Raw genomic sequence first — 23,266 nt, forward strand, 5'->3', positions numbered from 1 at the left:
CACCGTGCGTTCCATCAACGGGCGTTCCACCGGCGGGCGCTCCATGACCTCCACGGCGCCGGCCGCCGTCGCCCGCCGGGCGGCCGCGGTCCTGGGTGCCACCGCCGCGCTGGCCGCGCTGACCAGCACTCCGGCGCTCGCCGACGGCGACGGCTCCGGCACGCAACTGGCGAGCACCGACTGCCAGTTCGGCGGTGACGTCATCAAGGGCACGCCGTGGTCGCTGCAACGGGTGATCACCGAGCAGTTGTGGCAGGGCGGCACCCTCAAGGGCGACGGGGTGACCGTCGCCGTCATCGACACCGGCGTCGACAAGAACAATCCGCAGCTGACGGGCAAGGTCCTGGACGGGAAGTCGTTCGCGAAGTCCAAGGCCACGAGCGACGGCGTCGGCCACGGCACGAAGGTGGCGGGCATCATCGCGGCCGCCGACAACTTCCCCGGCACCGGTTTCCACGGGATGGCCCCGAAGGCGCGGATCCTGCCGCTCCAGACCAGCACGGCGGAGGAGGGCGGCAACCTGGCGACGATGGTCAACGCCATCAAGGCGGCCGTCAGCGCGAAGGTCGACATCATCAACATCTCGCAGGGCACGACGGCGAACGTGAGCCAGCTCCCCTCGCTCCAGGCGGCGGTGGCCGAGGCGGAGAGCAGGAACATCCTCATCGTCGCCTCGGCCGGCAACAACGGTTCGAGCGGCCAGGAGTCCAAGACGTACCCGGCGGCGATGGACAACTCCAACGTGCTGTCCGTCGCGGCATCGGACCGCAACAACGAGCGGGCCACGTTCTCCACCCAGAACCGGCAGGTGGACATCGCGGCCCCCGGCGTCGACATGGTCTCGACGGTTCCGGTCCGGGGCCAGTGCGTCGACCAGGGCACGTCGTTCTCCGCTCCGTACGCGGCCGGGGTGGCGGCCCTGGTGAAGGAGAAGCACCCCAAGTGGACGCCGGCCCAGATCATCTGGCACCTGGAGCGGACGGCGTCGCGTTCGCACCCGTACCACGACAACCACATCGGCTGGGGTGTCATCGACCCGATGGCCGCCGTGAAGGACGACACCGAGCCGACCGGGCCGGTCACCAACGCCGATCTGCGGAGCGCGGTGACGGCGAGCAACGGCGACAAAGAGAAGATCATCGCGGCGAAGCTGACCCTCGGCGAGACCCCGGCGGAGCGCAACGCCCGCTACGGGACGTATCTGGTCATCGGGGGCGGGCTGCTGCTCGGTGTGATCTCGGCGGGGGCGATGGCCCGCCGCGACTGGCTGCGCAAGCGCGGGGCCGACGTGCTCTGAGGTGCCCTCGGGGGCCCGCGAGCGCTGTGAGCGGTTTGTGAGGAAACTTGTAAGGGGCTAGTAAAGCAGGGCACCCTGTACGTCAAGGCATGCACATGCAGGGGGCGTAAGTGGGCGCCGCGTGTAGGTCGTTGACGTTGAACGGGGAGGACAGCCGGAGATGGCTGACGGGTACGAGGTCGATCTCGACGCGCTGGACCAGGTGGTCAAGGAGCTCAATCAGGTCCTGAAGGACATGGAGGGGCCCAAGCAGAAAGCCAAGTACGGCACCGATGTGCCGGACGGGGCCTTGGGGAAGGGCTTCTCGGAGGCGCAGGAACTGTACGACGCGCACGAGAAGATGAAGACGAAGATCCAGAGCGAAATGATCGAGAAGATCGAGGATCTGGTCGACAAGTTCGGCCGGAAGACCGAGAAGGCGCGCGGCGTGTACCAGGACGCCGAGGCCGAGAACACGATCACCGACACCGGTGTTGCTGACCGCAACTCCTGAAGGGGGACGAGGGGATGATTCCGGCAGACGGCGGTTCGGGCGGCCTCCCGGGGACCAAGTTCAACTCGCACGACCTCGACAGCCTGAAGGACATGGTGTCGGGCGCCAAGCCGCAGACGGTCATGCAGGTCTCGCAGAACTGGTCGGACGTCCACGACGGTCTCGTGGGTTCGGACGGCAGCGGCGGCATCAAGCAGCGGTTCGACAACGCCGTGAAGAAGGTCCTGGAGAGCTGGAAGGGCTCGTCCGCGCAGAAGTTCCAGGCGGAGGCCGCCAAGATCAGCCAGGAGATGGCCAACGGCGGTGACCGCGCGCAGTTCACCTCGCAGGCGATGGAGAACTCCGCGGACAACCTGTACAAGATCCAGGACCAGGTCGACAGCATCGACGTGAGCTGGTGGGACGAGGCGTGGGACTCCGCCTCCGACATGTTCAGCAACATGTCGGGCACCGAGTTCGCCGCCATGCTCGCCAACCCGCTGGGCGGCGCCTACGCCCAGTACCAGGCGATGAACCGGATCCAGAACGCGCAGAGCAGCATCGAGAGCGACCTCGCCAGCGGCATGGACACGCAGTCCGTGATCGACAAGTGGGGCGACAGCATGGGGGCCCGCCGGGAGGCGGGGCTCAAGGCCGCGATCCTCATGGAGCAGTTGGGGCAGGTCTATCAGGCGAATTCGAAGCAGCTGAGCGGCGAGGACAACGACCGTCGGTATGTCGCGCCTCCCGTTGACACGGGCCGCCTGCCGAGTGACGTGAGCGTGCCTGGTTCGGGTGGTACCAATCCGAGCATTGCCGGGGGCGCCGGAGTCGGTGCGGGCGCGGGTGCGCTGGGCGGTGGCATCGGCGGGGCCGGGCTGGGCGACGTGAACTCGCCCCACCTCTCGGGGATGCCCACGCCCGACTCGACCATCTCGACGATGCCCGCGTCCGGTTCGAACCCCTTCGGCGGCGGCGCCGACGGAGGGGTCGGCGGCGGCATCGGCAGCGGCATCGGCAGCGGAGTCGGTGGGGGTATCGGCGGCGGCGTCGGCGGAATCGGCGGCGGGGCCTCCCAGATCAACACGGGCCTGGAGAGTGCCGGCGGCGGCATCGGCGGCGGAGCCGGTGGTGGCATCGGCGGCGGCATCGGTGCGGGCGCGGGCGGGCTCGGCAGCGCGGGCGGCATCGGCGGCGGAGCCGGTGGTGGCATCGGCGGCGGTGTCGGCGGCGGCGGAGCGGGTCTGGGCCCCGGTGGCGGTCTGGCCGGTGGCATGGCCGGCGGTGCGGCCGGGCTCGGCCGGACGGCCGGCGGCGCCGGTGCCGGTGCCGGACGAGGCGCGGGCGCGGCCGGTCGCGGCGGTCTCGGCCGCGGTATGGGCGGCATGGGCGGCGGCGCGGGCGGTGCGGGCGCCGGCAAGGGCGGCCTCGGCGGCGCGGGCCGGACCGGTGCCTCGGCGCGGACGAAGGGGGGCGTGGTCGGCGGCGCCAAGGGCAAGACCGGCGGCGCCTTCACCCCCGGTGGTACGGGGCTGCGCAACCGCGGCAGCAGCGCGAGCGGGACCGGCGCCACCACCGCCCGGGGCGGGAACGGCCGCAACGGCATGGGTCCCGGCGGAGCCGCCGGTGGCCGGGGCGCCGGGAAGCAGCGTGGCGAGGGCGGGAACAGCAGCCGACGTCCCGATTACCTGTACGAGGACGAAGAGACCTGGACGCCCAAGGAGCGCAAGGTCAACCCGCCCGTCATCGAGTGACCGGCTAGCCTTCGTGAGGCCCGTGACCCTCTGGTCGCGGGCCTCACGTCCGACAGCAGTCAGGGAATCCAGAGAGGTGTCAGAGCATGCGCTTCGCGCAGACGACGCTCCGCACGATGGGCGGCGCGGCGATGGTGGGAGCCTTGGTGCTCGGCACCGCACCGGCCGCATCGGCGGACGCGACCAGAGACGGCCAGTGGCAGAACAAGGCGTTCGACATCAATGCCGTCCACAAGATCGCTACAGGGAAGGGCGTCACCGTAGCGGTCATCGACGATGGCGTGAACGGCGACCAGCCTGACCTGACGGGCAATGTGCTGCCCGGTACTCGTTGTGCGGATGAGAACACCGCGGACAAAGAGAAGCTGGACAACCACGGCACAGGAATGGCCGCGTTGATCGCCGGTCACGGGCACGGCGCCGGGCAGGGCCAAGGCGTACTGGGCATGGCTCCCGGTGCCAAGATCCTGCCCATTGACATCTGGTCGAAGGACGGCGCGGGTGAGAACGAGTCCCTGACCAGGGCCTGCGAGCTGAGTGACGCGATCCGTTACGCGGTCGACAAGGGCGCCGACGTCGTCAACCTCTCCATCGGAACCGGCACCGCCACGGAGGCCGACAAGCGAGCGATCTCCTATGCGCTGGAGCACGGTGTCGTCGTCGTCCACGCCTCCGGCAACGAAGGCGACGAGGAAAGGGACACCGTCGGCACCATCCCCGGTGTGGTCCAGGTCGGTGGCTCCCTCCAGAACGGGACCGTCTGGGCGGACGAGAACTACTCCCAGTCCATGATGTTCACCGCCCCCGCCCGGAGCATCACCGTCCCGACCGCCAATGGCGCGTACGAGGACGCCGGCGGCAACACGGTCAAGGGCGACTACCTCACCACCGACGGCACCTCCATGTCGGCCGCCATCGCCTCCGGCGCCTTCGCGCTGCTCAAGCAGAAGTACCCGGACTACACCCCCGGCCAGCTCGTCAACCGGGTCGTCAAGTCCACGTACATCGCCAAGGGCGTCGACAAGGCGAAGCTGCCCGACGCCTACCACGGCTACGGCGACCTGAGCCCTCTCAAGGCCCTCACCGCCGACATCCCCAAGGGCGGCCCCGACGGTCCCTGGAAGGATCTCGGCAGCCTGCCCAAGGACGACAAGAACGGTTCGGGCGCCTCCTCGTCGCCCGCCACCGGCTCGGCCGGCGCCGCCGACAAGGCCGACGACGGTTCGCACACGATGCTCTTCGTCGGCATCGGCGCCGGTGTCCTCGTCGTCATCGTGCTGATCGTCGTCCTGGTCGCCCGCAAGAAGAACAACCGCGGCGGTCCGGGCGGCCCCGGCGGTCCCGGTGGTCCGGCGGGCTGGGGCGGCCCCGGCGCTCCGCAGCAGCCCTACCAGCAACAGCCGTACCAACAGCAGCCCTACCAGCAGCAGCCGTACCCACAGCAGCCGCCCACCGGTCCGTACGGCGGCCAGCAGCAGAACGGCCCCTCCGGCTACTGAGCACAGCTGTCCGGCTCCGCCGCGCCGCTGGTCAACTCCCGTTAAGCTGGGAGCGTTTACCGCAAGGCGACGGAAAGGGCTGATGCGGCGTGGGGACGAATGGCGAGGCTCCGAAGGAGACGCCGGAGGAGATCAAGGCCCGCAAGGAGCGCGAGAAGGACGAGCTCTACGCGCTGGACATCTCCGGCGTCGAGTGGCACAGCGCTCCCGGCACCGAGCAGCACGAGGAGCGCGTCGAGATCGCGTACCTGCCGGACGGCGCGGTGGCGATGCGGTCGTCGCTGGAGCCCGAGACCGTGCTGCGGTACACCGAGGCGGAGTGGACGGCGTTCGTGCTCGGTGCGCGCGACGGCGAGTTCGACCTGGAGCCGGCCCCGCACAACGGCGGGCTCGACGCCTAAGGCCTGTCCGGCAGGACAGGACGGGACAGTACAAGGCAGGACAGGACAGGACAGGACAGGACAGGACACCGAGGGTCCGGGCCGCCGCCGCACCGGCCGGCGCCCGGGCCCTCGTCGGTTCGTGGGTGCGGCCGGGCCTGCCGTGCTCCTGGTTTTCGTGATTAGGCTGGGTCTGGACGTGTCACGTACACCCGTGTGCGGGTGAGGCGTACGCCGGGGACCAGGGGGACGGTCCCCGGAAGTGATGACCAGACCACGCAGACCGGTCGCCCAGCACGGGACGCGGGTGGTCGACCACACCAGGAGGCATTGTGAACAGCGATCGGGACGGTCTCCACGGGGGCTCGGACTCGCCCGTCGACGATCAGTCCGACGCGCAGTCCAGTGTCGAGCGGACCGGCGAGTTCACCATCGACTACGCCCCGCCGCCCTGGTACGCGCAGAACGCGCCGGAGGCCGCCGCCGTAGCGCCGCCGCCCCCTCCGCCGCCGCCCCCCGCGCCCGCCCCGGCGCCCGCACCTGCCCCTATCTCCGCTCCTGCTCCAGCCCCTGCCCCTGCCCCTGCCCCTGCTCCAGCCCCCGCGTCCGCTCCCGCTGCCGTGCCTGCTCCCCTGCCGGAGCCCGTCGCCGAGAGCGGGGACCTGGAGAGCGGCGCCACCATGCGGTTCTCCGGGCTCGCCCAGCGGGAGCCGGAAGCGGCCCCGGCCCAGACGATCCCGGTCCAGGCACCACCGGCCCGGACAGCCCCGGCCCAGGCACCTCCGGAGCCGACGCCGCCCCCGGAGGACCGGCCCGCCGCTCCGCAGTCGGAGCGTTCCTGGGTCGACGCCCACCGGGTGCACGTGGAGTTCGACCGGAGCGGCGGCGCCACGGCGAGCGCGCCGGGCGTGGGCGAGCCCGCTCCCGTTCCCGCTCCCGTTCCCGCTCCGGGCCCCGAGACCGCACCGCCCCCTGCCCCGGCCCCGGCTCCCGTGAACAGCGGCGCCGAACCGGCCGAGCGCAACGCGCCCGCGCCGGGCGCCCCGGCGGGCTGGACTCCTCCGCCCGCACCGGACAGCGCGGTTCCGCCGCTGCCGCCCACGTTCCAGCCCGCCGCGCCGAACCCGGCGCCGCAGTGGACCGACCCCGCGCCCGGCGGTCGGCCGGCGCCGCCCGAGTCGCCTGCCGCTCCGCCCGCCTGGCCCGCGCAGCCGCAGGAGGGTTACGGCTTCCCGCAGCAGGGCCAGCCGCAGCCTCCCCAGCCCGGGCAACCGCAGCCCGAGCCCGGCGCCGCCGTGCCGCAAGGCGGTTTCGGCTTCCCGCAGTTCGACGCCCAGTCGCAGCCGCAGCCCCCTGCCCCACCGCAGGCTCAGCCGCAGCCGGGCCCCGACCCCGTACCCCCGCAGAGCGGCTACGGCTTCCCGCAGCCTCCCGCGCAGCCGGAGCAGCCCCAGCCGGCTCCCGGCCCTCCGGCCCCGCAGGGCGACTACGGCGCGCCCCGGCCCGGCGTCCCGCAGGCCGGTGACCCACCGCTCCAGCCGGGGCAACCGGGGCAACCGGGGCAACCGGGACAGCACCAGCCCGCCCCGGGCTACGGCTTCCCCCAGCCCCCGCCGCAGCCGCAGCCCCAGCCGGGCTACGGCTACCCGGCCCAGCAGCCCCAGCCCCAGCAGCAGCCCGTGGACCCCCGCACCGGTGCGGCCTGGCCGCAGCCGATGCAGCACGACCAGCGGCAGCCCACGAACGTCGGCGGCGCGCCGCTCGGCTACACGGCCGCCGTCGAGCTGTCGGCCGACCGGCTGCTCAACAACAAGCGGCAGAAGGCGAAGAGCAAGGCCCCCAGCACCTCGGGCAGCCGCTTCAAGATCGGGGCGAAGAAGGAGGAGGCCGAGCGGCAGCGCAAGCTCCAGCTGATCCGCACGCCGGTCATGTCCTGCTACCGGATCGCCGTGATCAGCCTCAAGGGCGGTGTCGGCAAGACGACCACGACGACGGCGCTGGGCTCGACCCTCGCCGCCGAGCGCCAGGACAAGATCCTCGCGATCGACGCCAACCCGGACGCCGGCACGCTCGGCCGCCGGGTGCGCCGCGAGACCGGCGCGACCATCCGGGACCTCGTGCAGGCGATCCCGAACCTGCACTCGTACATGGATATCCGGCAGTTCACGTCCCAGGCCCCGTCCGGCCTGGAGATCATCGCCAACGACGTGGACCCGGCCGTCTCGACGACGTTCCAGGACGAGGACTACCGCCGCGCCATCGACGTGCTCGGCAAGCAGTACCCGATCATTCTGACCGACTCCGGCACCGGCCTCCTCTACTCCGCGATGCGCGGGGTGCTCGACCTCGCCGACCAGCTGATCATCATTTCGACGCCCTCGGTGGACGGCGCGTCCAGCGCCAGCACCACCCTCGACTGGCTGTCGGCGCACGGCTATTCGGAGCTGGTCGCGCGCTCGCTCACCGTCATCTCCGGGGTCCGCGAGACCGGCAAGATGATCAAGGTGGACGACATCGTCAGCCACTTCGAGACCCGGTGCCGCGGAGTGGTCGTCGTGCCGTTCGACGAACACCTCGCGGCCGGCGCCGAGGTCGACCTCGACATGATGCGGCCCAAGGTGCGGGAGGCGTACTTCGAGCTGTCCGCGCTGGTCGCCGAGGGCTTCGCCCGCGGCCAGCAACAGCCCCAGCAGCACCCTCAGTCCCAGCAGCACCCTCAGCCCCAGCAGCACCAACAGCCCCCTCAGCCCTCGCCCTACCAAGCTCAGCCCCAGGCCCAACCTCCCCAGGGCTACCCCCCGCAGCCCTACCCCCAGCAGCAGCCCTACCCCGGCCAGCCCGCACCCCCCGCCCAGTGGCCCCCGCAGCCGCCCCCGCCCCACCAGTAGCAACGATTTAGCCAACTCCGTGAAAGGCCCGCACCGTTGTCGGTGCGGGCCTTTCACGTACATCACGCGGATACGTCCGCTACGTCGCCACGCGCTGGCCTGCAAAGCGACAGAGGTCTTGACCAATGTGCGTGAATTACGGGTCAACTCGTTATTTCCGCAGGCCACATGGGGTTCACCTGCCGTTGACGCACGTCAAGAGCCGCTGATAGACACCTACTTCATTCAGCCTGCTGTGAGAGTCACGACGCGAGGTGTCCGCCCCATGGCCACGAAAGCTCAGCGAGATACGCACGATCAGCACCACAGAACGGACCGCCGCGGCGCGCGGGTCCTCCTCGCGGCCGGCGCCGCGGCCCTCAGCCTCACCGCGGCCCTCGCCACGCCGCTCAACCCGGCGCCCCACGAGGCCGGGGCAGCCGACGACGGCGGCAAGAAGGTCCTCACCGTCGCGCTGGCGCAGAGCGTCGACTCGCTGAGCCCGTTCCTGGCGACGCGCCTGGTCAGCACCAGCATCCTCCGACTGGTGTACGACTACCCCACCAACTACGACCCGAAGGACAACCACGTCGTCCCGGGCTTCGCGACCAAGTGGGAGCCGTCGGCGGACAAGCTCACCTGGACGTACACGATCCGCTCCGACTCGAAATGGTCGGACGGCCAGAAGGCCACCGCGCACGACGCGGCGTTCACGTTCAACAAGATGATGACCGACGACGCGGCGGCCACCGCCAACGGCTCGTTCGTCGGCAACTTCGAGAAGGTGACCGCGCCCAGCGACACCCGGCTGGTCGTCAGGCTGAAGAAGCCGCAGGCGACGATGACCTCGCTCGACGTCCCGATCGTGCCGGAGCACGTGTGGAAGGACGTCAAGGACTACTCGAAGTTCAACAACGACCAGAAGTTCCCGATCGTGGGCAACGGGCCGTTCATCCTCACGGACTACAAGACCGACCAGTACGTGAAGCTGAAGCGCAACCCTGACTTCTGGCGCACGTCGAAGAAGCCGCAGTTCGACGAGATCGTCTTCAAGACGTACAAGGACCAGGACGCCGCCGTCGCCGCCCTGCGCAAGGGCGAGGTCTCCTTCGTCGCCGGCTCCCCCGCCCTGACCCCGGCCCAGGCCGCCTCGCTCAAGGGCGAGAAGGACATCAAGGTCAACGAGGGCCCCGGCCGCCGGTTCTACGCGATCGCCACCAACCCCGGCGCCCGCACCAAGGACGGCAAGAAGTTCGGCGACGGCAACAAGGCGCTGCTGGACCAGAAGGTCCGCCAGGCGCTGTTCCGCTCGGTCGACACCAAGACCATCGTCGACAAGGTCTTCCAGGGCCACGCCGTGCAGGGCGAGGGATACATCCCGCCGCGCTTCAAGGACTACTTCTGGACCCCGTCGGACAGCCAGAAGCTCTCCTACGACCCCGACGCGGCGGGCAAGCTGCTCGACGAGGCCGGGTACAGGCTGAAGGGCGGCAAGCGCGTCGGCAAGGACGGCAAGGCCCTCGACCTGCGCATCCTGTGCCACGCCACCGACCCGAACGACAAGGCGGTCGGCAAGTACCTCAAGGAGTGGTGGGGCAAGCTCGGCGTCGGTCTGAAGGTGGACTGCCTCGACGACGTCTCCGTCCCCTGGTACGCCGGTGAGTACGACCTCGCGTTCGACGGCTGGTCGGTCAACCCCGACCCGGACTTCGTGCTCGGCATCCACACCTGCGCGGCGCTGCCCGCGAAGGCCAAGGAGAGCGCGGCGACCGACAACTTCATCTGCGACAAGAAGTTCGACGACCTGTACGGCAAGCAGCTCGCCGAGTACGACCCGGCCAAGCGCGCGGAGTACGTCAAGCAGATGGAGTCGTGGCTGTACGACTCGGGGTACATGAACGTCATGGCGTATCCGAACGCCGTGGAGGCCTACCGCACCGACCAGATCAAGTCCATCGAGACCATGCCGACCGCCGCGGGCAACATCTACGGCCAGGACGGTTACTGGAGCTGGTGGTCGGCCGAGCCGGTGTCCTCCTCCGACAGCGGAAGTTCGGACTCGTCCGGCTCCACCGGAGTGGTGATCGGCATCGTGGTCGTCGCGCTGGTGGTCATCGGCGGCGGGATCCTCTTCGCCCGGCGCCGCCGTTCGACGGCCGACGAGCGCGAGTAACCGGCGCCCGCTCGGCCCTCACCACCCGCACGAGCAACGAGAGTTCGCATGAACAGCAGAGAACACGTGAACCATGACAGCTGACAGCACTCCGGCGCTCGTGCAGCCCGCGGACGGACCCGACGGCGACCCGGCCTCCCCGGCCGGGCAGCTGTCGGCCGGCCGCGGGCCCCGGGCCCGCACCACCGCGGAATACCTGAAGTACGCGGCGGCGAAGATCGCGGGGGCCGTGGTCTCCCTCTTCGCCGTCCTCGTCACCAGCTTCTTCCTCTTCCGCCTCATCCCCAGCGACCCGGTCAAGCAGATGACCGGCGGCCGCAAGGTCTCCACCGAGCAACTGGCCAACCTGCGCCACCAGTACGGCCTCGACCAGCCGATGTGGAAGCAGTTCACGAGTTACGTCGGCGACGCGCTGACCGGCGACTTCGGCATGTCGTTCCAGTACCACACGCCCGTCATCGACAAGATCCTGGACGCGCTGCCCGCGACGCTGCTGCTGACCGGCACGGCGTACCTGCTCTACTCGGCGCTCGGCATCTGGCTGGGCACCCGCACGGCGTGGCGCAACGGATCGCGCAGCGACCGCTTCAACACCGCGTTCGCGCTGACCCTGTACTCCATCCCGTCGTTCTGGCTGGGCCTGCTCCTCATCATCGTCTTCTCCGTCGGCATCGGCCCGATCCCCGGCATCTTCCCGACCGGCGGCCTCGAATCGGGCGGCGAGACCGGCTTCGCGTACCTGCTCGACGTCGCCCACCACCTGATCCTGCCGGTGCTCACCCTGGTCGCGGTCGGGTACGCGCAGACACTGCTCGTCATGCGCTCCTCGCTGCTCGACGAGATGGGCAGCGACTATCTGACGACGGCCCGCGCCAAGGGCCTGCGCGACGACGTGGTGCGCCGCAGGCACGCGGTGCCGAACGCGCTGCTGCCGACCTTCACCCTGATGTTCGTGAACCTCGGGCACGTCGTCGCCGGGCAGATCCTCGTCGAGACGGTCTTCTCCTGGCCGGGCCTCGGCGGGCTGTTCTACCAGGCGCTGTCCGTGCCCGATCTACCGCTGGTACAGGGCCTGTTCTTCGTCTTCGCGACCGCGGTGATCCTGGCGAACACCGTCGCCGACATCCTCTATCCGCTGCTCGACCCGAGGGTGGGACGATGACGACGCAGACCCCCGCCGCCGACAGGGCGGCCAACCCGCGCGCGCTCGCCCGCGCCCGCAAGCGCCGGTCGCTGGCCCGCTTCTGGACCGCGTACCGCTCCCACACCAGCGGACTGTGGGGCCTGGGCCTGCTCGTCCTGATCGCGCTCATCGCGATCTTCGCGCCGGCCCTGGTCGGCGCCGACTCGCAGTCCGTGACCGACGCCGACGGCTCCCCGCTGGCCGGGCCCAGCGGCGACTACCCGCTCGGCACCGACCAGTTCGGGCGCAGCGTGCTCGCGCTGCTCGTGTACGGGGCGCGCGTGTCGCTCACCGTCGGGCTGCTCGCCGCGTTCCTGTGCGTGGCGATCGGCACCGTCGTCGGGATCGTCGCCGGGCACTTCCACGGCTGGTACGCGACGGTCCTGATGCGGGTCACCGACTGGTTCCTGGTGATGCCGACGCTGGTCCTCGCGATCGCCCTGGCGACGGTGATGGACCGCTCCATGTGGACGGTCATCATCGCGATCGGCGTGACGACCTGGCCGACGACGGCGCGGCTCGTGCGGGCCCAGACCCTCGCGGTCGAGTCCCGGCCGTACATCGAGCGGGCCCGCGCGCTGGGCGGCGGCCACGGCCACATCATGCTGCGGCACGTGCTGCCGAACGTGATGCCGCTGGTCCTCGCCCAGACCACCATGATCATCTCTTCGGCGATCCTGACCGAGGCGACGCTCGCCTTCCTCGGCCTGTCCGACCCGACGATCACCTCCTGGGGCGGGATGCTCCAGGACGCGCGCGAGGCGGGCGCGGTGAGCGCGGGCGACTGGTGGTACCTGGCGCCGCCCGGCATCGCCATCGCCGTCGTGGCGCTGTCCTTCACGCTGTGCGGCCGCGCGGTCGAATCCGTCCTCAACCCGAAGCTGGGGGTGCGCTCATGACGCTGCTAGAGGTACGGGACCTCCACGTGACGTACGCGGGCGGGAGCCGGGCCGTGCGCGGGGTGAACCTCTCCGTGGCGGCCGGCCAGAAGCTCGGCATCGCGGGCGAGTCCGGCTGCGGCAAGTCGACGCTGGCGCTCGCCCTGCTGCGGCTGCTGCCCGCGAGCGCGGAGGTCACCGGCGAGATCCTGCTGAACGGCGAGGACGTCCTCGCCATGAAGTGGGGCCGGCTGCGCGCCGTCCGCTGGGCCGGGGCGTCGATCGTCTTCCAGGGCGCGATGCACTCGCTGAACGCCGTGCACCGCATCGGCGACCAGATCGCCGAGCCCGTCCTGCTGCACCAGAAGAAGACCCCGGAGCAGGCCAGGCGCAGGGCCGCCGAGCTCCTGGAGCACGTGGGGCTGCCCGCGGCGCGCGCGGCGGCGTATCCGCACGAGCTGTCCGGCGGCCAGCGGCAGCGCGTGATGATCGCGATGGCGCTCGCCTGCGACCCGGAGCTGATCATCGCCGACGAGCCGACGACCGCGCTCGACGTGATGATCCAGGCGCAGATCCTGCGTCTCATCGAGCAGTTGGTGGCCGAGCAGGACCTCGGCCTCATCATGATCAGCCACGATCTGGCGGTGCTCTCCGACACCTGCGACCGGCTCGCCGTGATGTACGCGGGCCGCGTCGTGGAGGAGGGCCCGGCCGACGAGGTCTACGGATCCGCGGTGCACCCCTACGGCCGGGCGCTGTCGGCGGCGTTCCCCACGATCGGCGACCCGGCGTCGCGGTTCGCGCCGCGCGGGCTGCCCGGCGACCCGCCGGACCCGGCGGCGCTGCCCGCCGGCTGCACGTTCCATCCGCGCTGCCCGGTCGCGCTCGACGTGTGCGCGAGCGAGGACCAGGTGCTGCGGGACGCGGGCCCCGGACGGCGCGCCGCGTGCGTCCACGTGGATTCGGACGGCTCGCCCGCACAGGGCGTCGAAGCAGGGAGCAAGACCGCATGACCGAAGCGCTGTTGAGTGCCGACCGGCTCCAGGTGACGTTCCCCGGCCGGCGCGGCGCCCCCGCGGCGCGGGCCGTGGACGGCGTCGACCTGGACATCGCCCCGGGCGAGATCGTCGCCCTCGTCGGCGAGTCCGGCTGCGGCAAGACGAGCCTGGCACGCACCCTCCTCGGCCTGGAGAGGCCGACGTCGGGGCGGGTGACGTTCGCGGGCCGGCCGCTGGACTACGCCTCGCGGGCGCTGAAGGCGTACCGCAAGCGCGTGCAGCTGGTCCTCCAGGACCCCAGCGGCTCGCTGAACCCGCGGCACACCGTGTACGAGGCGGTGGCGGAGGGGCTGCGCATCCACGGGCACCCGGGCGACGAGCGGGCGGCGGTGGCGGACGCCCTGTCGCGGGCGGGCCTGCGTCCGCCGGAGCGGTTCTTCCTGCGCTATCCGCACGAGCTGTCGGGCGGTCAGCGCCAGCGGGTGGTGATCGCGGGCGCGCTGGTCCTGGAGCCCGAACTCATCGTCGCGGACGAGCCGGTGGCGTCCCTGGACGCGTCGGTGCGCGGCGAGATCCTCGCGCTGATCCTGCGGCTCCGCGAGGAGCTGGGCCTGTCGGCGCTGGTCGTCACGCACGACCTGGGGCTGGCGTGGAACATCGCGGACCGGGTCGCCGTGATGTATCTCGGCCGGATCGTGGAGACGGGCCGGGTCGAGGACGTGCTGACGTCGCCCCGGCACCCGTACACGCAGGCGCTGTTGTCGGTGCTGCCGGAGGCGCCCGGCGAGCCGGTGGTGCTGAAGGGCGAGGCACCGGACCCGTCGCGGATCCCGGGCGGCTGCCGCTTCCACGCGCGCTGCCAGATCCTGGCGGGCGGCGAGGCGGAGCGCGCCGGGGTCGCGGGCAGGTGCCGCACGGAGGATCTGCCGGTGCTGTCCGGCGCGGGCACGTCGCAGGTGGCGTGCCACTGGGCGGCGGCCGGGGCCGCCGCGGCGTCGGGGGCCGCCGGGGTGGCGGCGGAGCAGGGGTAGGGGTGCGGCGGTCGGACCCGGTCCGGTGGGGCCGGGCCCGTCGGCCGCCGTCTCAGCTGTACATGCCGGGCTGGTAGTCGCCCGCGGGCTGCTGGGTCATCACGTTGATCCTGTTGAAGGTGTTGATCACGGCGATCGTCGCGACGAGCGCGCCGAGCTGGTCCTCGTCGTAGTGCTTGGCGGCGGCCGCCCACACCTCGTCCGGGACCCCGGCGCCGTCGGCGATCCGGGTGCCCGCCTCGGTCAGGGCGAGGGCCGCCTTCTCGGCCTCGGTGAAGACCTTGGCCTCGCGCCAGCCGGCGACCAGGTTGATCCGGACCGCGCTCTCACCGGCCGCGGCGGCGTCCTTGGTGTGCATGTCGAGACAGGCCGCGCAGCCGTTGATCTGGCTGGCGCGGATCAGCATCAGTTCGTGCGTGGCGCCGGGCACCCCGGCCTCCGCGGCGGCCTGGCCGGCCGCGACGATGTGCTTGAGGGCCTTGCCGAGGGCCGGGTTGGCGAAGAGGTCGAGGCGGGGTTCCATGGTGGGCTCCTTCGTGCGCCGTGGTGCTGACACACCTATGACGGAGCCGCCCCCGGGGATGTGACACGGCCGGACGTGACCCGTGTCACCCGCCCGGACCGGTCACGCCCCGGCGGCCCCGGTCGCCTCGATGAGTTCCCTGGACCGCTTCACGTCGTCGGCGATGGCGTCGACGAGCTGCTCCAGCGAGTCGAACTTCGACATGCCGCGCACGAAGGCGAGGAAGTCCACGGCGACGTGCAGCCCGTACAGGTCGAGCCCGACGCGGTCGATGGCGTAGGCCTCGACGGTCCGCTCGGTACCGTCGAACTGGGGGTTGGTGCCGACCGAGATCGCCGCGGGCATCGCCTCGCCGTCGACGTGCAGCCAGCCCGCGTAGACGCCGTCGGCGGGGATCGCGGTGTGCGGCAGCGTCTCCACGTTGGCGGTGGGGAAGCCCAGCTCGCGGCCGCGCTGCGCGCCGCGCACGACGACGCCCTCGACCCGGTGGGGGCGTCCCAGGATCTCGGCGGCGCCCTCGACGTCGCCCTCGGCGACGAGGGTGCGGGTCAGCGTGGAGGAGAAGGGGGCGCCGCCGCCGGCGTTCCCGCTCACCTTCAGGTCGATGACCTCGACCTCGAAGTCGTACGTGGCGCCGGCCTCGGCGAGGAACCGCACATCGCCCGCGGCCTTGTGCCCGAACCGGAAGTTGGGGCCCTCGACGACCACGCGGGCGTGCAGCTTGTCGACGAGCACCTTCGCCACGAACTCGGCCGGCGACAGCTTCGAGAACTCGGTGGTGAACGGCAGGACCAGCACCGCGTCCACGCCCAGGGCGGCCATCAGCTCGGCGCGCCGGTGGTGCGGGGCGAGCAGCGGCGGGTGCGAGCCGGGCCGCACGACCTCGCTGGGGTGCGGGTCGAAGGTGACGACGACCGCGGGGACGCCCAGCTCGCGGGCGCGCTCCACGGCACGGCCGACGATCAGCTGGTGTCCGCGGTGCACGCCGTCGTAGGAGCCGATGGTGACGACGCTGCGCCCCCAGTCCTGGGGGATGTCCTCCAAGCCACGCCAGCGCTGCACGGTGATTGCTCCTCGCAAACCTGTGTACGACGGTTCATCTCTGTGTCCGCGTATCGCCGTCACCCCTCGCTCGGGGCGGAACACGCAGGTCTAAGAGTGCCATGCCGGGGGCCCGCGCCTCTCCCCGGCCCACCCGGTGCAGGTCAGCCGGTGAGTGCGCGGGCCACGCCCAGCGCCTCGCGCACCGCGTCGGGGATGTCCGTCACCGGGAAGCGCACGTGCCGCACCACCCGGTCGCGGTCCACGACGAGGACGGCGCGCTTGAGGCGCAGCGCCTGCCCGGCCCGGAACACCGGCAGGCGCAGGGCGGCGGCGAGCCGCAGGTCGACGTCGGAGAGCAGGTCGAAGGGGATGCCCTCCTCGACGGCGAACACGCGCTGTTCGTCCGGGCGCTGGGTGCTCACCCCCCGCACCTCGGCGCCGGCCGCCCGGAAGTCGTCGTAGGCGTCGCGGAACAGCCGGTTCTCCAGCGTGCAGCCGACGGTGCCGGGGATGTCGCCCCAGCCCTCCGGCAGCGGGCTCGGGCGGCCGGTCGCCGGATAGCAGAACAGGACGGTGGCGGCGGCCCCGGCGACCGGGTCGGCCGGGCTCCCGTCGCGGTGGCGGGGCAGGGTGAGCGGCGGCAGCCGTGCGCCCGCGAGCGCGGCCGTGCGCCGCGCCTGCTCGCTCTGCTCGTCGGCGGTGCCGCTGAGCGAGCCGTCGCCGAAGACCCAGCGGTCCGCCCAGTCCTGCATGGCCAGCAGGACGGGCAGCAGGCCCCGGCCGGCGTCCGTCAGCCGGTACTCGTGGCGGACGGGCCCGCTCTGGTACGGGACCTTCTCCAGGACCCCGGCGTCGACGAGCTGGCCGAGGCGTTCGGCGAGCACCTTGCGGGAGATGCCCAGCTCCTCCTGGAGCGCGTCGAAGCGGTGGTGACCCCGCGCCGTCTCGCGGATCAGGAGCAGGCTCCACCAGTCGCCGACCACGGACGCGGCCTGCGCGATCGCGCAGGCCGCGTCCCGCTCCGGCACCGACCTGACCATGACGTCCCCGCCTTCTCCCCGTACCGCGGTCTCCTGCATCCATCTTGCGCCATCGGGTCAGTTTCCGATAGGAACTCACCTGAACGAGTGAGTTCCTAAAAGAAACCCAGTGGGGGGAGACCACCTGTGGCCGTACCGCAGACAGCGGCTGAGCCGACCGACGAACCCGACGGCAGCCGCATCGGCACGGACGGCGCGGAGGGCAGGGACGTCAGGGAAGGCAGGGACGACGGGGATTCCGCGCGCCGGTCGGCGGGCGGCTCCGCGCCGGGCGTCTTCTGGCGGTACTGGACCGCCGGCACCGTCAGCGACGCGGGCTCCGCCGTCACCGCGCTCGCCCTGCCGCTGCTCGCCCTGACCGTCCTGGACGCCACCGCCTTCGAGACGGCGCTGCTCGCCGCCGCCGGCCAGATCTCCTGGCTGCTGCTGAGCCTGCCGGCGGGGGTCGTCGCGCAGCACGTGCCGCTGCGCCGGCTCCAGGTCGGGCTCGACCTCGTCCGGTTCGTGGCGCTCGGCTCCCTGCCGCTCGCCTGGTGGCTCGGCGCGCTGACCTATCCGCACCTGCTGTTCGCGGCGCTGGTCACCGGCGCGGCGACGGTCCTGTTCGACATCGGCAACTCGACGTTCCTGCCGGCCGTCGTCCCCGCCGGGCAGCTGGCCGCCCGCAACAGCGTGGTGTCCGGCACGCACGCCGTCACCGACACCGGCGGGCCCTCGCTCGGCGGCGTGCTGGTGAGCGCGGCGGGACCGGCCGGGGCGCTGGCCGTGGACGCGGTCAGCCATCTGGTCTCCGCCGTGCTGCTGCGCACCCTGCCCGAGCTGCGTCCCGCGCCACCGGCCGGGCAGAGGCCGCTGCGGCTGATCCGCGAGGGCTGGCGGTACGTGACCCGCCACCCGGTCATGCTGCCCTGCACGGTCTGGGCGACGGCCGCCAACTTCCTGAACGCGGCCCTGGTCGCCCTCACCCCGCTCTACCTGGTCCGCGAGGCCGGTCTGAACTCCGTACAGCTCGGTCTGGTGCTCGCCATGGACGGGGTCGGCGCGCTCGCCGGGTCCGCCGTCGCCGTCCGGATCACCCGCCGCCTGGGCACCGCGCGCGGGATCATCGCGGCCGATCTGGCGGGCGCCGCGCTGCTGCTCCTGGCTCCGCTGACCACCTCGGCGGGGGACGCGTACTGGTTCGCCCTCGGCAACGCCGGGTTCGCCTTCGGCAGCGTCGTCGGCTCGATCACCACCCGCACCTACCGCCAGACCCAGTCGCCGCCCGCGCTGCTGTCCCGGGTGATGGCCACGGTCCGCTTCATCTCCTGGGGCGCCCTGCCCCTGGGCGCCCTGGCCGCGGGGCTGCTCGCGACCCTGGCCGGCACGCACGCGGCCCTGTGGACGGTGTGCGCCGCCGCGACCGTCCCCGGCCTGTACCTCCTGGCCTCCCCGGTGGGCCGCCACCGCGACCTCGCCACCACCTGACGGCCGTCTCCCGTGCCCCTGACCCGACGGAGCCCGTTCCGGCGGAGCCCGTTCCGGCGGAGCCCGGCCCGACGAAGCCCGGCCCGACGAAGCCCGGCCCGACGGAGACCAGCCCGACGGAGACCAGCCCGACGGAGACCAGCCCGACGGAGCCCGGCCCGACGGAGCCCGGTCCAGGGGCACGGGGAACCGTGCGCCCGGCCCCACCCTCACCCGGCGCCCCCACCCCGGCCCCGAACCACCACCCCCTCGGCGGCGAGGACGGCCAGCAACTCGCGAGCACGCGGGTGCCCGCACTCCGCCAGCACCCCGGCCAGCGCGTCGACGGCCCGCCGCCGATGGATGTACAGCAACGCCTGCGCGGCGGTCCCGACCGTGGCATCCGGCGACGCGGGCAGCACCCGCTCGTCACCGAACCAGCGGACCAGCTGCCCCTGCACCCGCTCCGGCTCCGCGACGAGCCGCTCGACCACGACGTCGAGGTACCGCTCCCCCGCCCCGGGCCCCGGATCCCGCACGACGAGCCGCCGCAGCAGGGCGACCCGCAGCTCGTCCGCGACCGGCAGCGCCCGCCAGAAGCCGGGCCCGAACACCCCGCGCTCGGCCAGCTCCTCCAGCACGCGCCGGTGCACGCCCGCGTCGGGAACCCGCAGCAGCACCCCGCCGAGCAGCTGCGCGGCCCACCAGCACGCCTCGCCCCGCTCCCCGGGGCCGCCCCCGGGCTCGACCCGACGGGCCAGCTCGGCGAGGCGCGCGCCCAGTTCACCGGCGCCCCGCTCCCGCCCCACCAGCAGCAGCGCCCGCACCACCGGCCCCGCCCGGTGCCGCGGCACCGGCACGGACCTCCCGCCATCCGGCCGCCGGAACACCAGCGCGTCGAGCGCCGTGTCCAGGTCCAGGTGCATGCCCTGGATCCAGTCGGCGACCTCCTCGTGCGCGAACCGGTACCCGTCCCCGGCGGGCACCAGCACCCCCTCGGCCAGCACGGCCGACGCCCACCCGGCGACCCCGTGCAGCACCCCCCACGGGAACAGCTCCTCGAACGCCGCCCGGTCCAGGTCCCCCTGCCCGGGCCCCAGACCGCGCCGCGCCGCCTCGTGCAGCCGCCCCGAGACCCGCGCCGCCAGCCGCCGCACCGCGCTCCCCCGCACCCCCGCGGGCGCCGCGAGCCGCACCGCCACCCGCAGGCACATCAGGTCCAGATACGCGCCGAAGACCTCGTCCCGGTCCGGGCATCCGGCCGGGCCCCCGCCGGGCACGGCCGCGCGCACCTCGCCGAGCAGCCGCAGCGCCAGCGGATGCCCGGCGTCGCGCGCCGCGAGCGCGCCCGGAGGGATCCCGTACCGCTCCCGCGCCAGCCGCGCCGCCTGCCCGCTCAGATCCCCCAGCGGCACACACGCGGGCAGCGGCCCCGCGGCCGGCCCGTGCAGCGTCCGCGCGCCGAACAGCTCCCCGGCCTGCTCCCAGTACTCCCCGCGGCACGCCACCACGAGCCGCACCCCGCACCGCGCGAGCCACCGCTCGGTGCGCTGCGACCAGGCGGCGAGCCGGTGCGCGAGCACCGGCGGCATCTCCTCCGGCCCGTCGAGCAGCAGGATCAGCGGCCGTCCCGCGGCGTGGGCCACGGCGGCGACGCGCTCCGCCGAGAGGCCGCCGCGCGCGCCGCCCGCGCCGGAGGCCTCCACGATCCGCCCGGCGCGGTCCAGGGCGCGCTCCAGCGCGTCCGCGACGCAGGCGTCGTCCCCCCGCAGATCCGCGCCGCGCAGCCACACCGCGGGATGCCCGGTCCGCCGCGCGGCGAAGGCCGCAAGCTCCGTCGTCCGGCCGCACCCCGGGTCGCCGACGAGGGCGAGGACGGTGGCGGCGCCGCGCGTGAAGTCGGCCAGCTCCCGGACCGTCCCGGGCCGTTCGACCGGTGCGGGTCCGCCGCCCGGCCCCGGCCCGTCGCTGTCCACGGAGACGGCGGCGACCTGGAGCACGCCCGCCAGATTGAGATCGGGGCCGTAGGCGGGCACCGTCGCCGCGTTGCGCGCGAGGAGGTCGGCGAGCGGGCCGCGGGGGTCGGCGGCGGCCGCCGCGCGCAGCGGCACCGCGAACCCGGCCGCCGGGTGCCCGGCCGTCAGCGCCGTCCCCAGCACGGCGACGACCGCACCGCTCCCGGCGTCGACGACGGGTCCGCCGGCGGCGCCACCGCCGTGCAGCAGCGCGTCGGCACCGGCCGTCCCGACCGCGAGTTCCAGGGCGCCGTCCAGCACATGGAGGCCGCCGGCCGCCGGATAGGTCACCTCGGTGCGGCCGAGCACCCGGGCCTCGCGCCAGCCGTCCGCCGGAATCCTGACGTACGCCCCGGCCCGCAGCGCACCAGACGCCGCCACCGGCACCGGCGCCACCCCGAGCCCCTCGGTCCGCACGAGCGCGAGATCGGCCTCCGGCAGCTCCACGACCGCCTCGGGCCCCACGACACAGGTCCCCCCGCCGTCCGGCGCGTGCAGCACCAGCCGGCCGAGCCCGTCGACCGCCTCATGGCTGGTGACGACGGTGCCGCGGTCGTCCGCGGCGAACCCGGCGCCGCGCGGGCGCCCCGCCGGATCGCAGATCCGGACCAGCGGCGGATCCACCATGCCCGCCACCTCCCGCCGCACCCGTCCTCCCCGACGGTAGGCGCGCGGTGATCAGCGGAACAGGACACGACCCGAACGCGCCCCCTTCCGCTCCCCCGCTTCACTCCGAGCGCCTGCTCGAAGGGGTGAAGCGGGGCGTCCGGACGGATACACCTTGGAGAGGGGGAACGTGGAGCGGCGGGCGCCGGGCGGACCTGGCAACCGCCGCTCCACCGAAAGCGGGCGCCCCGCGGAGGCGGGCTCAGCCGAAGACGGCCAGGCTCTTGGCCTTGCCCTTCGACTCCTCGACGAGCGCGACGAACCGGCCGTCCTGGTCGAACACGCCGACCGGCCCGGCGCCCGCGTACTCCCCGGGCACGTCGAGCCGCACGCCGTTCAGCAGCAGCCCGGCGCGCCGGGCGTCGACGTCCCAGCGCGGGAAGGCGGCAGCGGCGGCCTCGGCCACCGGCATCACGGCGAAGGACTCCTGGAGCTGGTCCAGCGTCCTCGCCCGGTCCAGCTTGTACGGGCCGACGCGCGTGCGGCGCAGCGCGGTCAGGTGCCCGCCCACGCCGAGGTCCGCGCCCAGGTCCCGGGCCAGGGCCCTGATGTACGTACCGGACGAGCAGACGACGGACACCACGAGGTCGAGCACCGGCGTGCCGTCCTCGGCGACCGCGTCCCGCACGTCGTACACGGCGAAGGAGGAGATCCGCACGGGCCGGGCCGGGATCTCGAAGTCCTCGCCGTCCCGGGCCCGCTTGTACGAACGCACGCCGTTGATCTTGATGGCGCTGACCTTGGACGGCACCTGCATGATGGCGCCGGTCAGCTTGGCGATCCCCGCGTCGACGGCCGTGCGCCGGACCCCGGAGGCGTCCGTGGACGAGGTGATCTCGCCCTCGGCGTCGTCGGTGAGCGTGTTCTGCCCGAGCCGGATGGTGCCCAGGTACTCCTTCTCGGTCAGTGCGAGGTGGCCGAGGAGCTTGGTGGCGCGCTCGATGCCGAGCACCAGCACGCCCGTCGCCATCGGGTCGAGGGTGCCCGCGTGGCCGACGCGGCGGGTCCTGGCGATCCCGCGCATCTTGGCCACGACGTCGTGCGAGGTGAAACCCGACGGCTTGTCGACGATGACCAGGCCGTCGGGCGGGGGGGTGCGGTCCGACATGCTCAGGCGTCGCCGTCCTTGTGGGCGGTGTCGGCAGCGTCGTCGGCCTCGTCCTCCGGCTTCCTGTACGGGTCCGCGTCGCCGGCGAACTGGGCGCCCGCGGACGCCTCGCGCACCTGGGCGTCCGAGGACCGCGCCTTGTCGAGGAGGTCCTCGATCGTCTTGGCGTTGTCCGGCAGGGCGTCCGCGACGAAGGTGAGGGTCGGCGTGAACTTCACACCGGCCGCCGCGCCGACCGCGGAGCGCAGGATGCCCTTGGCGCTCTCCAGGCCGGCCGCCACCTCGGCCCGCTCCTCGTCGTCCCCGTACACCGTGTAGAAGACGGTCGCCTCCCGCAGGTCACCGGTGACGCGGGTGTCCGTGATGGTGACGTGTGTGCCGAGCCGCGGGTCCTTGATCCCGCGCTGGAGCTTCTGGGCCACCACCTCTCGGATGAGGTCCGCCAGCCTCTTGGCGCGCGCGTTGTCGGCCACTGGTCCGTCTCCTTTTAAGTGCTTACTTCTTGTGGTGCTTCAGGCTTCAGTCTTCGTCGCTGTGGAGCCTGCGTCGAACCGAGAGCAGTTCCACCTCTGGCCGCCCGGCGACGAGCCGTTCGCAGCGGTCGAGTACATCGGTGAGGTGTCCCGTGTCCCCGGAGACCGTCGCGAGCCCGATCTCGGCCCGGCGATGGAGGTCCTGGTTCCCCGTCTCCGCGGCGCTCACTCCGTACTTGCGCTGGAGTTCGGCCACGATCGGACGGACGAGGGAGCGTTTTTCCTTCAGCGAGTGAACATCGCCGAGGAGCAGGTCGAAGGACAGAGTCCCCACGTACATGAATGGTCCGGATGTCCCGCCGGTTCGGGTTCGTATAGGTGCCCGCTCCGGACACCGATACGGGAACCGTACACGCAAC

General features: G+C 72.7%; 19 protein-coding genes. 12 read left to right on the forward strand and 7 right to left on the reverse strand.

Translation table 11 applies throughout. The features are described 5' to 3' along the window. Nucleotides 1-4: 4 nt before the first annotated feature. The 11 genes from mycP to ACIP5K_RS28295 all read left to right on the forward strand — a co-directional run bounded on the left by mycP (nucleotide 5) and on the right by ACIP5K_RS28295 (nucleotide 14,532). The gene (gene mycP, locus ACIP5K_RS28245; RefSeq protein ID WP_401413974.1) at nucleotides 5-1,297 is read left to right on the forward strand and encodes a type VII secretion-associated serine protease mycosin; all 1,293 of its coding nucleotides are present in this window, start codon (nucleotides 5-7) and stop codon (nucleotides 1,295-1,297) included. A gap of 160 nt (nucleotides 1,298-1,457) precedes the next feature. Further along, nucleotides 1,458-1,790 carry a hypothetical protein gene (locus ACIP5K_RS28250; RefSeq protein WP_401413976.1) on the forward strand — a complete coding sequence of 111 codons (333 nt, stop codon included), beginning with the start codon at nucleotides 1,458-1,460 and terminating at the stop codon, nucleotides 1,788-1,790. Between the two features lie 14 nt (nucleotides 1,791-1,804). Next, nucleotides 1,805-3,523, forward strand: coding sequence for a hypothetical protein (locus tag ACIP5K_RS28255; RefSeq protein ID WP_401413978.1), 1,719 nt, complete (start codon nucleotides 1,805-1,807; stop codon nucleotides 3,521-3,523). Nucleotides 3,524-3,609: 86 nt separating this feature from the next. Further along, the gene (locus ACIP5K_RS28260) at nucleotides 3,610-5,022 is read left to right on the forward strand and encodes a S8 family peptidase (protein ID WP_401413979.1); all 1,413 of its coding nucleotides are present in this window, start codon (nucleotides 3,610-3,612) and stop codon (nucleotides 5,020-5,022) included. Nucleotides 5,023-5,111: 89 nt separating this feature from the next. Beyond that, nucleotides 5,112-5,423: a DUF397 domain-containing protein gene (locus ACIP5K_RS28265; protein WP_401413981.1), complete on the forward strand. Its 312-nt coding sequence runs from the start codon at nucleotides 5,112-5,114 to the stop codon at nucleotides 5,421-5,423. A 311-nt stretch (nucleotides 5,424-5,734) separates the two neighbouring features. After that, complete coding sequence (locus ACIP5K_RS28270) at nucleotides 5,735-8,290, forward strand: SCO5717 family growth-regulating ATPase (RefSeq protein ID WP_401413983.1); 2,556 nt, start codon at nucleotides 5,735-5,737, stop codon at nucleotides 8,288-8,290. Between the two features lie 265 nt (nucleotides 8,291-8,555). Beyond that, nucleotides 8,556-10,442, forward strand: a complete 1,887-nt coding sequence (locus ACIP5K_RS28275) for an ABC transporter substrate-binding protein (protein WP_401413985.1) — start codon at nucleotides 8,556-8,558, stop codon at nucleotides 10,440-10,442. A gap of 73 nt (nucleotides 10,443-10,515) precedes the next feature. Beyond that, the gene (locus ACIP5K_RS28280; protein ID WP_401413987.1) at nucleotides 10,516-11,604 is read left to right on the forward strand and encodes an ABC transporter permease; all 1,089 of its coding nucleotides are present in this window, start codon (nucleotides 10,516-10,518) and stop codon (nucleotides 11,602-11,604) included. Continuing rightward, nucleotides 11,601-12,524, forward strand: a complete 924-nt coding sequence (locus ACIP5K_RS28285; protein WP_401413989.1) for an ABC transporter permease — start codon at nucleotides 11,601-11,603, stop codon at nucleotides 12,522-12,524. Before ACIP5K_RS28280 ends, ACIP5K_RS28285 begins: the two co-directional genes overlap by 4 nt. Continuing rightward, nucleotides 12,521-13,516, forward strand: a complete 996-nt coding sequence (locus ACIP5K_RS28290) for an ABC transporter ATP-binding protein (protein ID WP_401413991.1) — start codon at nucleotides 12,521-12,523, stop codon at nucleotides 13,514-13,516. The genes ACIP5K_RS28285 and ACIP5K_RS28290 overlap by 4 nt, the downstream gene beginning before the upstream one ends. Further along, a complete protein-coding gene (locus tag ACIP5K_RS28295; RefSeq protein WP_401413992.1) occupies nucleotides 13,513-14,532 on the forward strand; it encodes an oligopeptide/dipeptide ABC transporter ATP-binding protein in 1,020 nt (339 codons plus the stop codon). Before ACIP5K_RS28290 ends, ACIP5K_RS28295 begins: the two co-directional genes overlap by 4 nt. Nucleotides 14,533-14,584: 52 nt before the next feature. On the opposite strand, the gene ACIP5K_RS28300 is transcribed toward ACIP5K_RS28295, so the two are convergent. The 3 genes from ACIP5K_RS28300 to ACIP5K_RS28310 form a co-directional block, all read right to left on the reverse strand. After that, complete coding sequence (locus ACIP5K_RS28300; RefSeq protein WP_401413994.1) at nucleotides 14,585-15,055, reverse strand: carboxymuconolactone decarboxylase family protein; 471 nt, start codon at nucleotides 15,053-15,055, stop codon at nucleotides 14,585-14,587. Between the two features lie 102 nt (nucleotides 15,056-15,157). Beyond that, nucleotides 15,158-16,117: a bifunctional riboflavin kinase/FAD synthetase gene (locus tag ACIP5K_RS28305; protein ID WP_401413996.1), complete on the reverse strand. Its 960-nt coding sequence runs from the start codon at nucleotides 16,115-16,117 to the stop codon at nucleotides 15,158-15,160. Between the two features lie 143 nt (nucleotides 16,118-16,260). Continuing rightward, entirely contained in the window at nucleotides 16,261-17,139 is an 879-nt protein-coding gene (locus tag ACIP5K_RS28310) for a winged helix-turn-helix transcriptional regulator (RefSeq protein WP_401414206.1), read from the reverse strand. 126 nt (nucleotides 17,140-17,265) lie between these two features. On the opposite strand from ACIP5K_RS28310, the gene ACIP5K_RS28315 reads away from it, so the two are divergent. Next, complete coding sequence (locus ACIP5K_RS28315; RefSeq protein ID WP_401413997.1) at nucleotides 17,266-18,606, forward strand: MFS transporter; 1,341 nt, start codon at nucleotides 17,266-17,268, stop codon at nucleotides 18,604-18,606. A gap of 209 nt (nucleotides 18,607-18,815) precedes the next feature. On the opposite strand, the gene ACIP5K_RS28320 is transcribed toward ACIP5K_RS28315, so the two are convergent. The 4 genes from ACIP5K_RS28320 to ACIP5K_RS28335 form a co-directional block, all read right to left on the reverse strand. Next, complete coding sequence (locus ACIP5K_RS28320; protein WP_401413999.1) at nucleotides 18,816-21,227, reverse strand: hypothetical protein; 2,412 nt, start codon at nucleotides 21,225-21,227, stop codon at nucleotides 18,816-18,818. A 241-nt stretch (nucleotides 21,228-21,468) separates the two neighbouring features. Further along, nucleotides 21,469-22,374, reverse strand: coding sequence for a tRNA pseudouridine(55) synthase TruB (gene truB / locus ACIP5K_RS28325; protein WP_401414000.1), 906 nt, complete (start codon nucleotides 22,372-22,374; stop codon nucleotides 21,469-21,471). Between the two features lie 2 nt (nucleotides 22,375-22,376). Then, nucleotides 22,377-22,847: a 30S ribosome-binding factor RbfA gene (gene rbfA / locus ACIP5K_RS28330; protein WP_401414002.1), complete on the reverse strand. Its 471-nt coding sequence runs from the start codon at nucleotides 22,845-22,847 to the stop codon at nucleotides 22,377-22,379. A 46-nt stretch (nucleotides 22,848-22,893) separates the two neighbouring features. Beyond that, complete coding sequence (locus ACIP5K_RS28335; protein ID WP_401414003.1) at nucleotides 22,894-23,187, reverse strand: DUF503 domain-containing protein; 294 nt, start codon at nucleotides 23,185-23,187, stop codon at nucleotides 22,894-22,896. Between the last annotated feature and the right edge of the window lie 79 nt (nucleotides 23,188-23,266).

The organism is Streptomyces sp. NPDC088785, from assembly GCF_044750685.1.
In the GTDB taxonomy this organism is placed as follows: domain Bacteria; phylum Actinomycetota; class Actinomycetes; order Streptomycetales; family Streptomycetaceae; genus Streptomyces.

Coding starts and splice junctions, on each gene's coding strand:
- ACIP5K_RS28295 (WP_401413992.1), top strand. CDS start 13,513: ATGACCGAAGCGCTGTTGAGTGCCGACCGGCTCCAGGTGACGTTCCCC.
- ACIP5K_RS28320 (WP_401413999.1), bottom strand. CDS start 21,227: ATGGTGGATCCGCCGCTGGTCCGGATCTGCGATCCGGCGGGGCGCCCG.
- ACIP5K_RS28290 (WP_401413991.1), top strand. CDS start 12,521: ATGACGCTGCTAGAGGTACGGGACCTCCACGTGACGTACGCGGGCGGG.
- ACIP5K_RS28250 (WP_401413976.1), top strand. CDS start 1,458: ATGGCTGACGGGTACGAGGTCGATCTCGACGCGCTGGACCAGGTGGTC.
- truB (WP_401414000.1), bottom strand. CDS start 22,374: ATGTCGGACCGCACCCCCCCGCCCGACGGCCTGGTCATCGTCGACAAG.
- ACIP5K_RS28300 (WP_401413994.1), bottom strand. CDS start 15,055: ATGGAACCCCGCCTCGACCTCTTCGCCAACCCGGCCCTCGGCAAGGCC.
- ACIP5K_RS28260 (WP_401413979.1), top strand. CDS start 3,610: ATGCGCTTCGCGCAGACGACGCTCCGCACGATGGGCGGCGCGGCGATG.
- ACIP5K_RS28255 (WP_401413978.1), top strand. CDS start 1,805: ATGATTCCGGCAGACGGCGGTTCGGGCGGCCTCCCGGGGACCAAGTTC.
- ACIP5K_RS28280 (WP_401413987.1), top strand. CDS start 10,516: ATGACAGCTGACAGCACTCCGGCGCTCGTGCAGCCCGCGGACGGACCC.
- ACIP5K_RS28310 (WP_401414206.1), bottom strand. CDS start 17,139: ATGGTCAGGTCGGTGCCGGAGCGGGACGCGGCCTGCGCGATCGCGCAG.
- ACIP5K_RS28275 (WP_401413985.1), top strand. CDS start 8,556: ATGGCCACGAAAGCTCAGCGAGATACGCACGATCAGCACCACAGAACG.
- ACIP5K_RS28335 (WP_401414003.1), bottom strand. CDS start 23,187: ATGTACGTGGGGACTCTGTCCTTCGACCTGCTCCTCGGCGATGTTCAC.
- ACIP5K_RS28285 (WP_401413989.1), top strand. CDS start 11,601: ATGACGACGCAGACCCCCGCCGCCGACAGGGCGGCCAACCCGCGCGCG.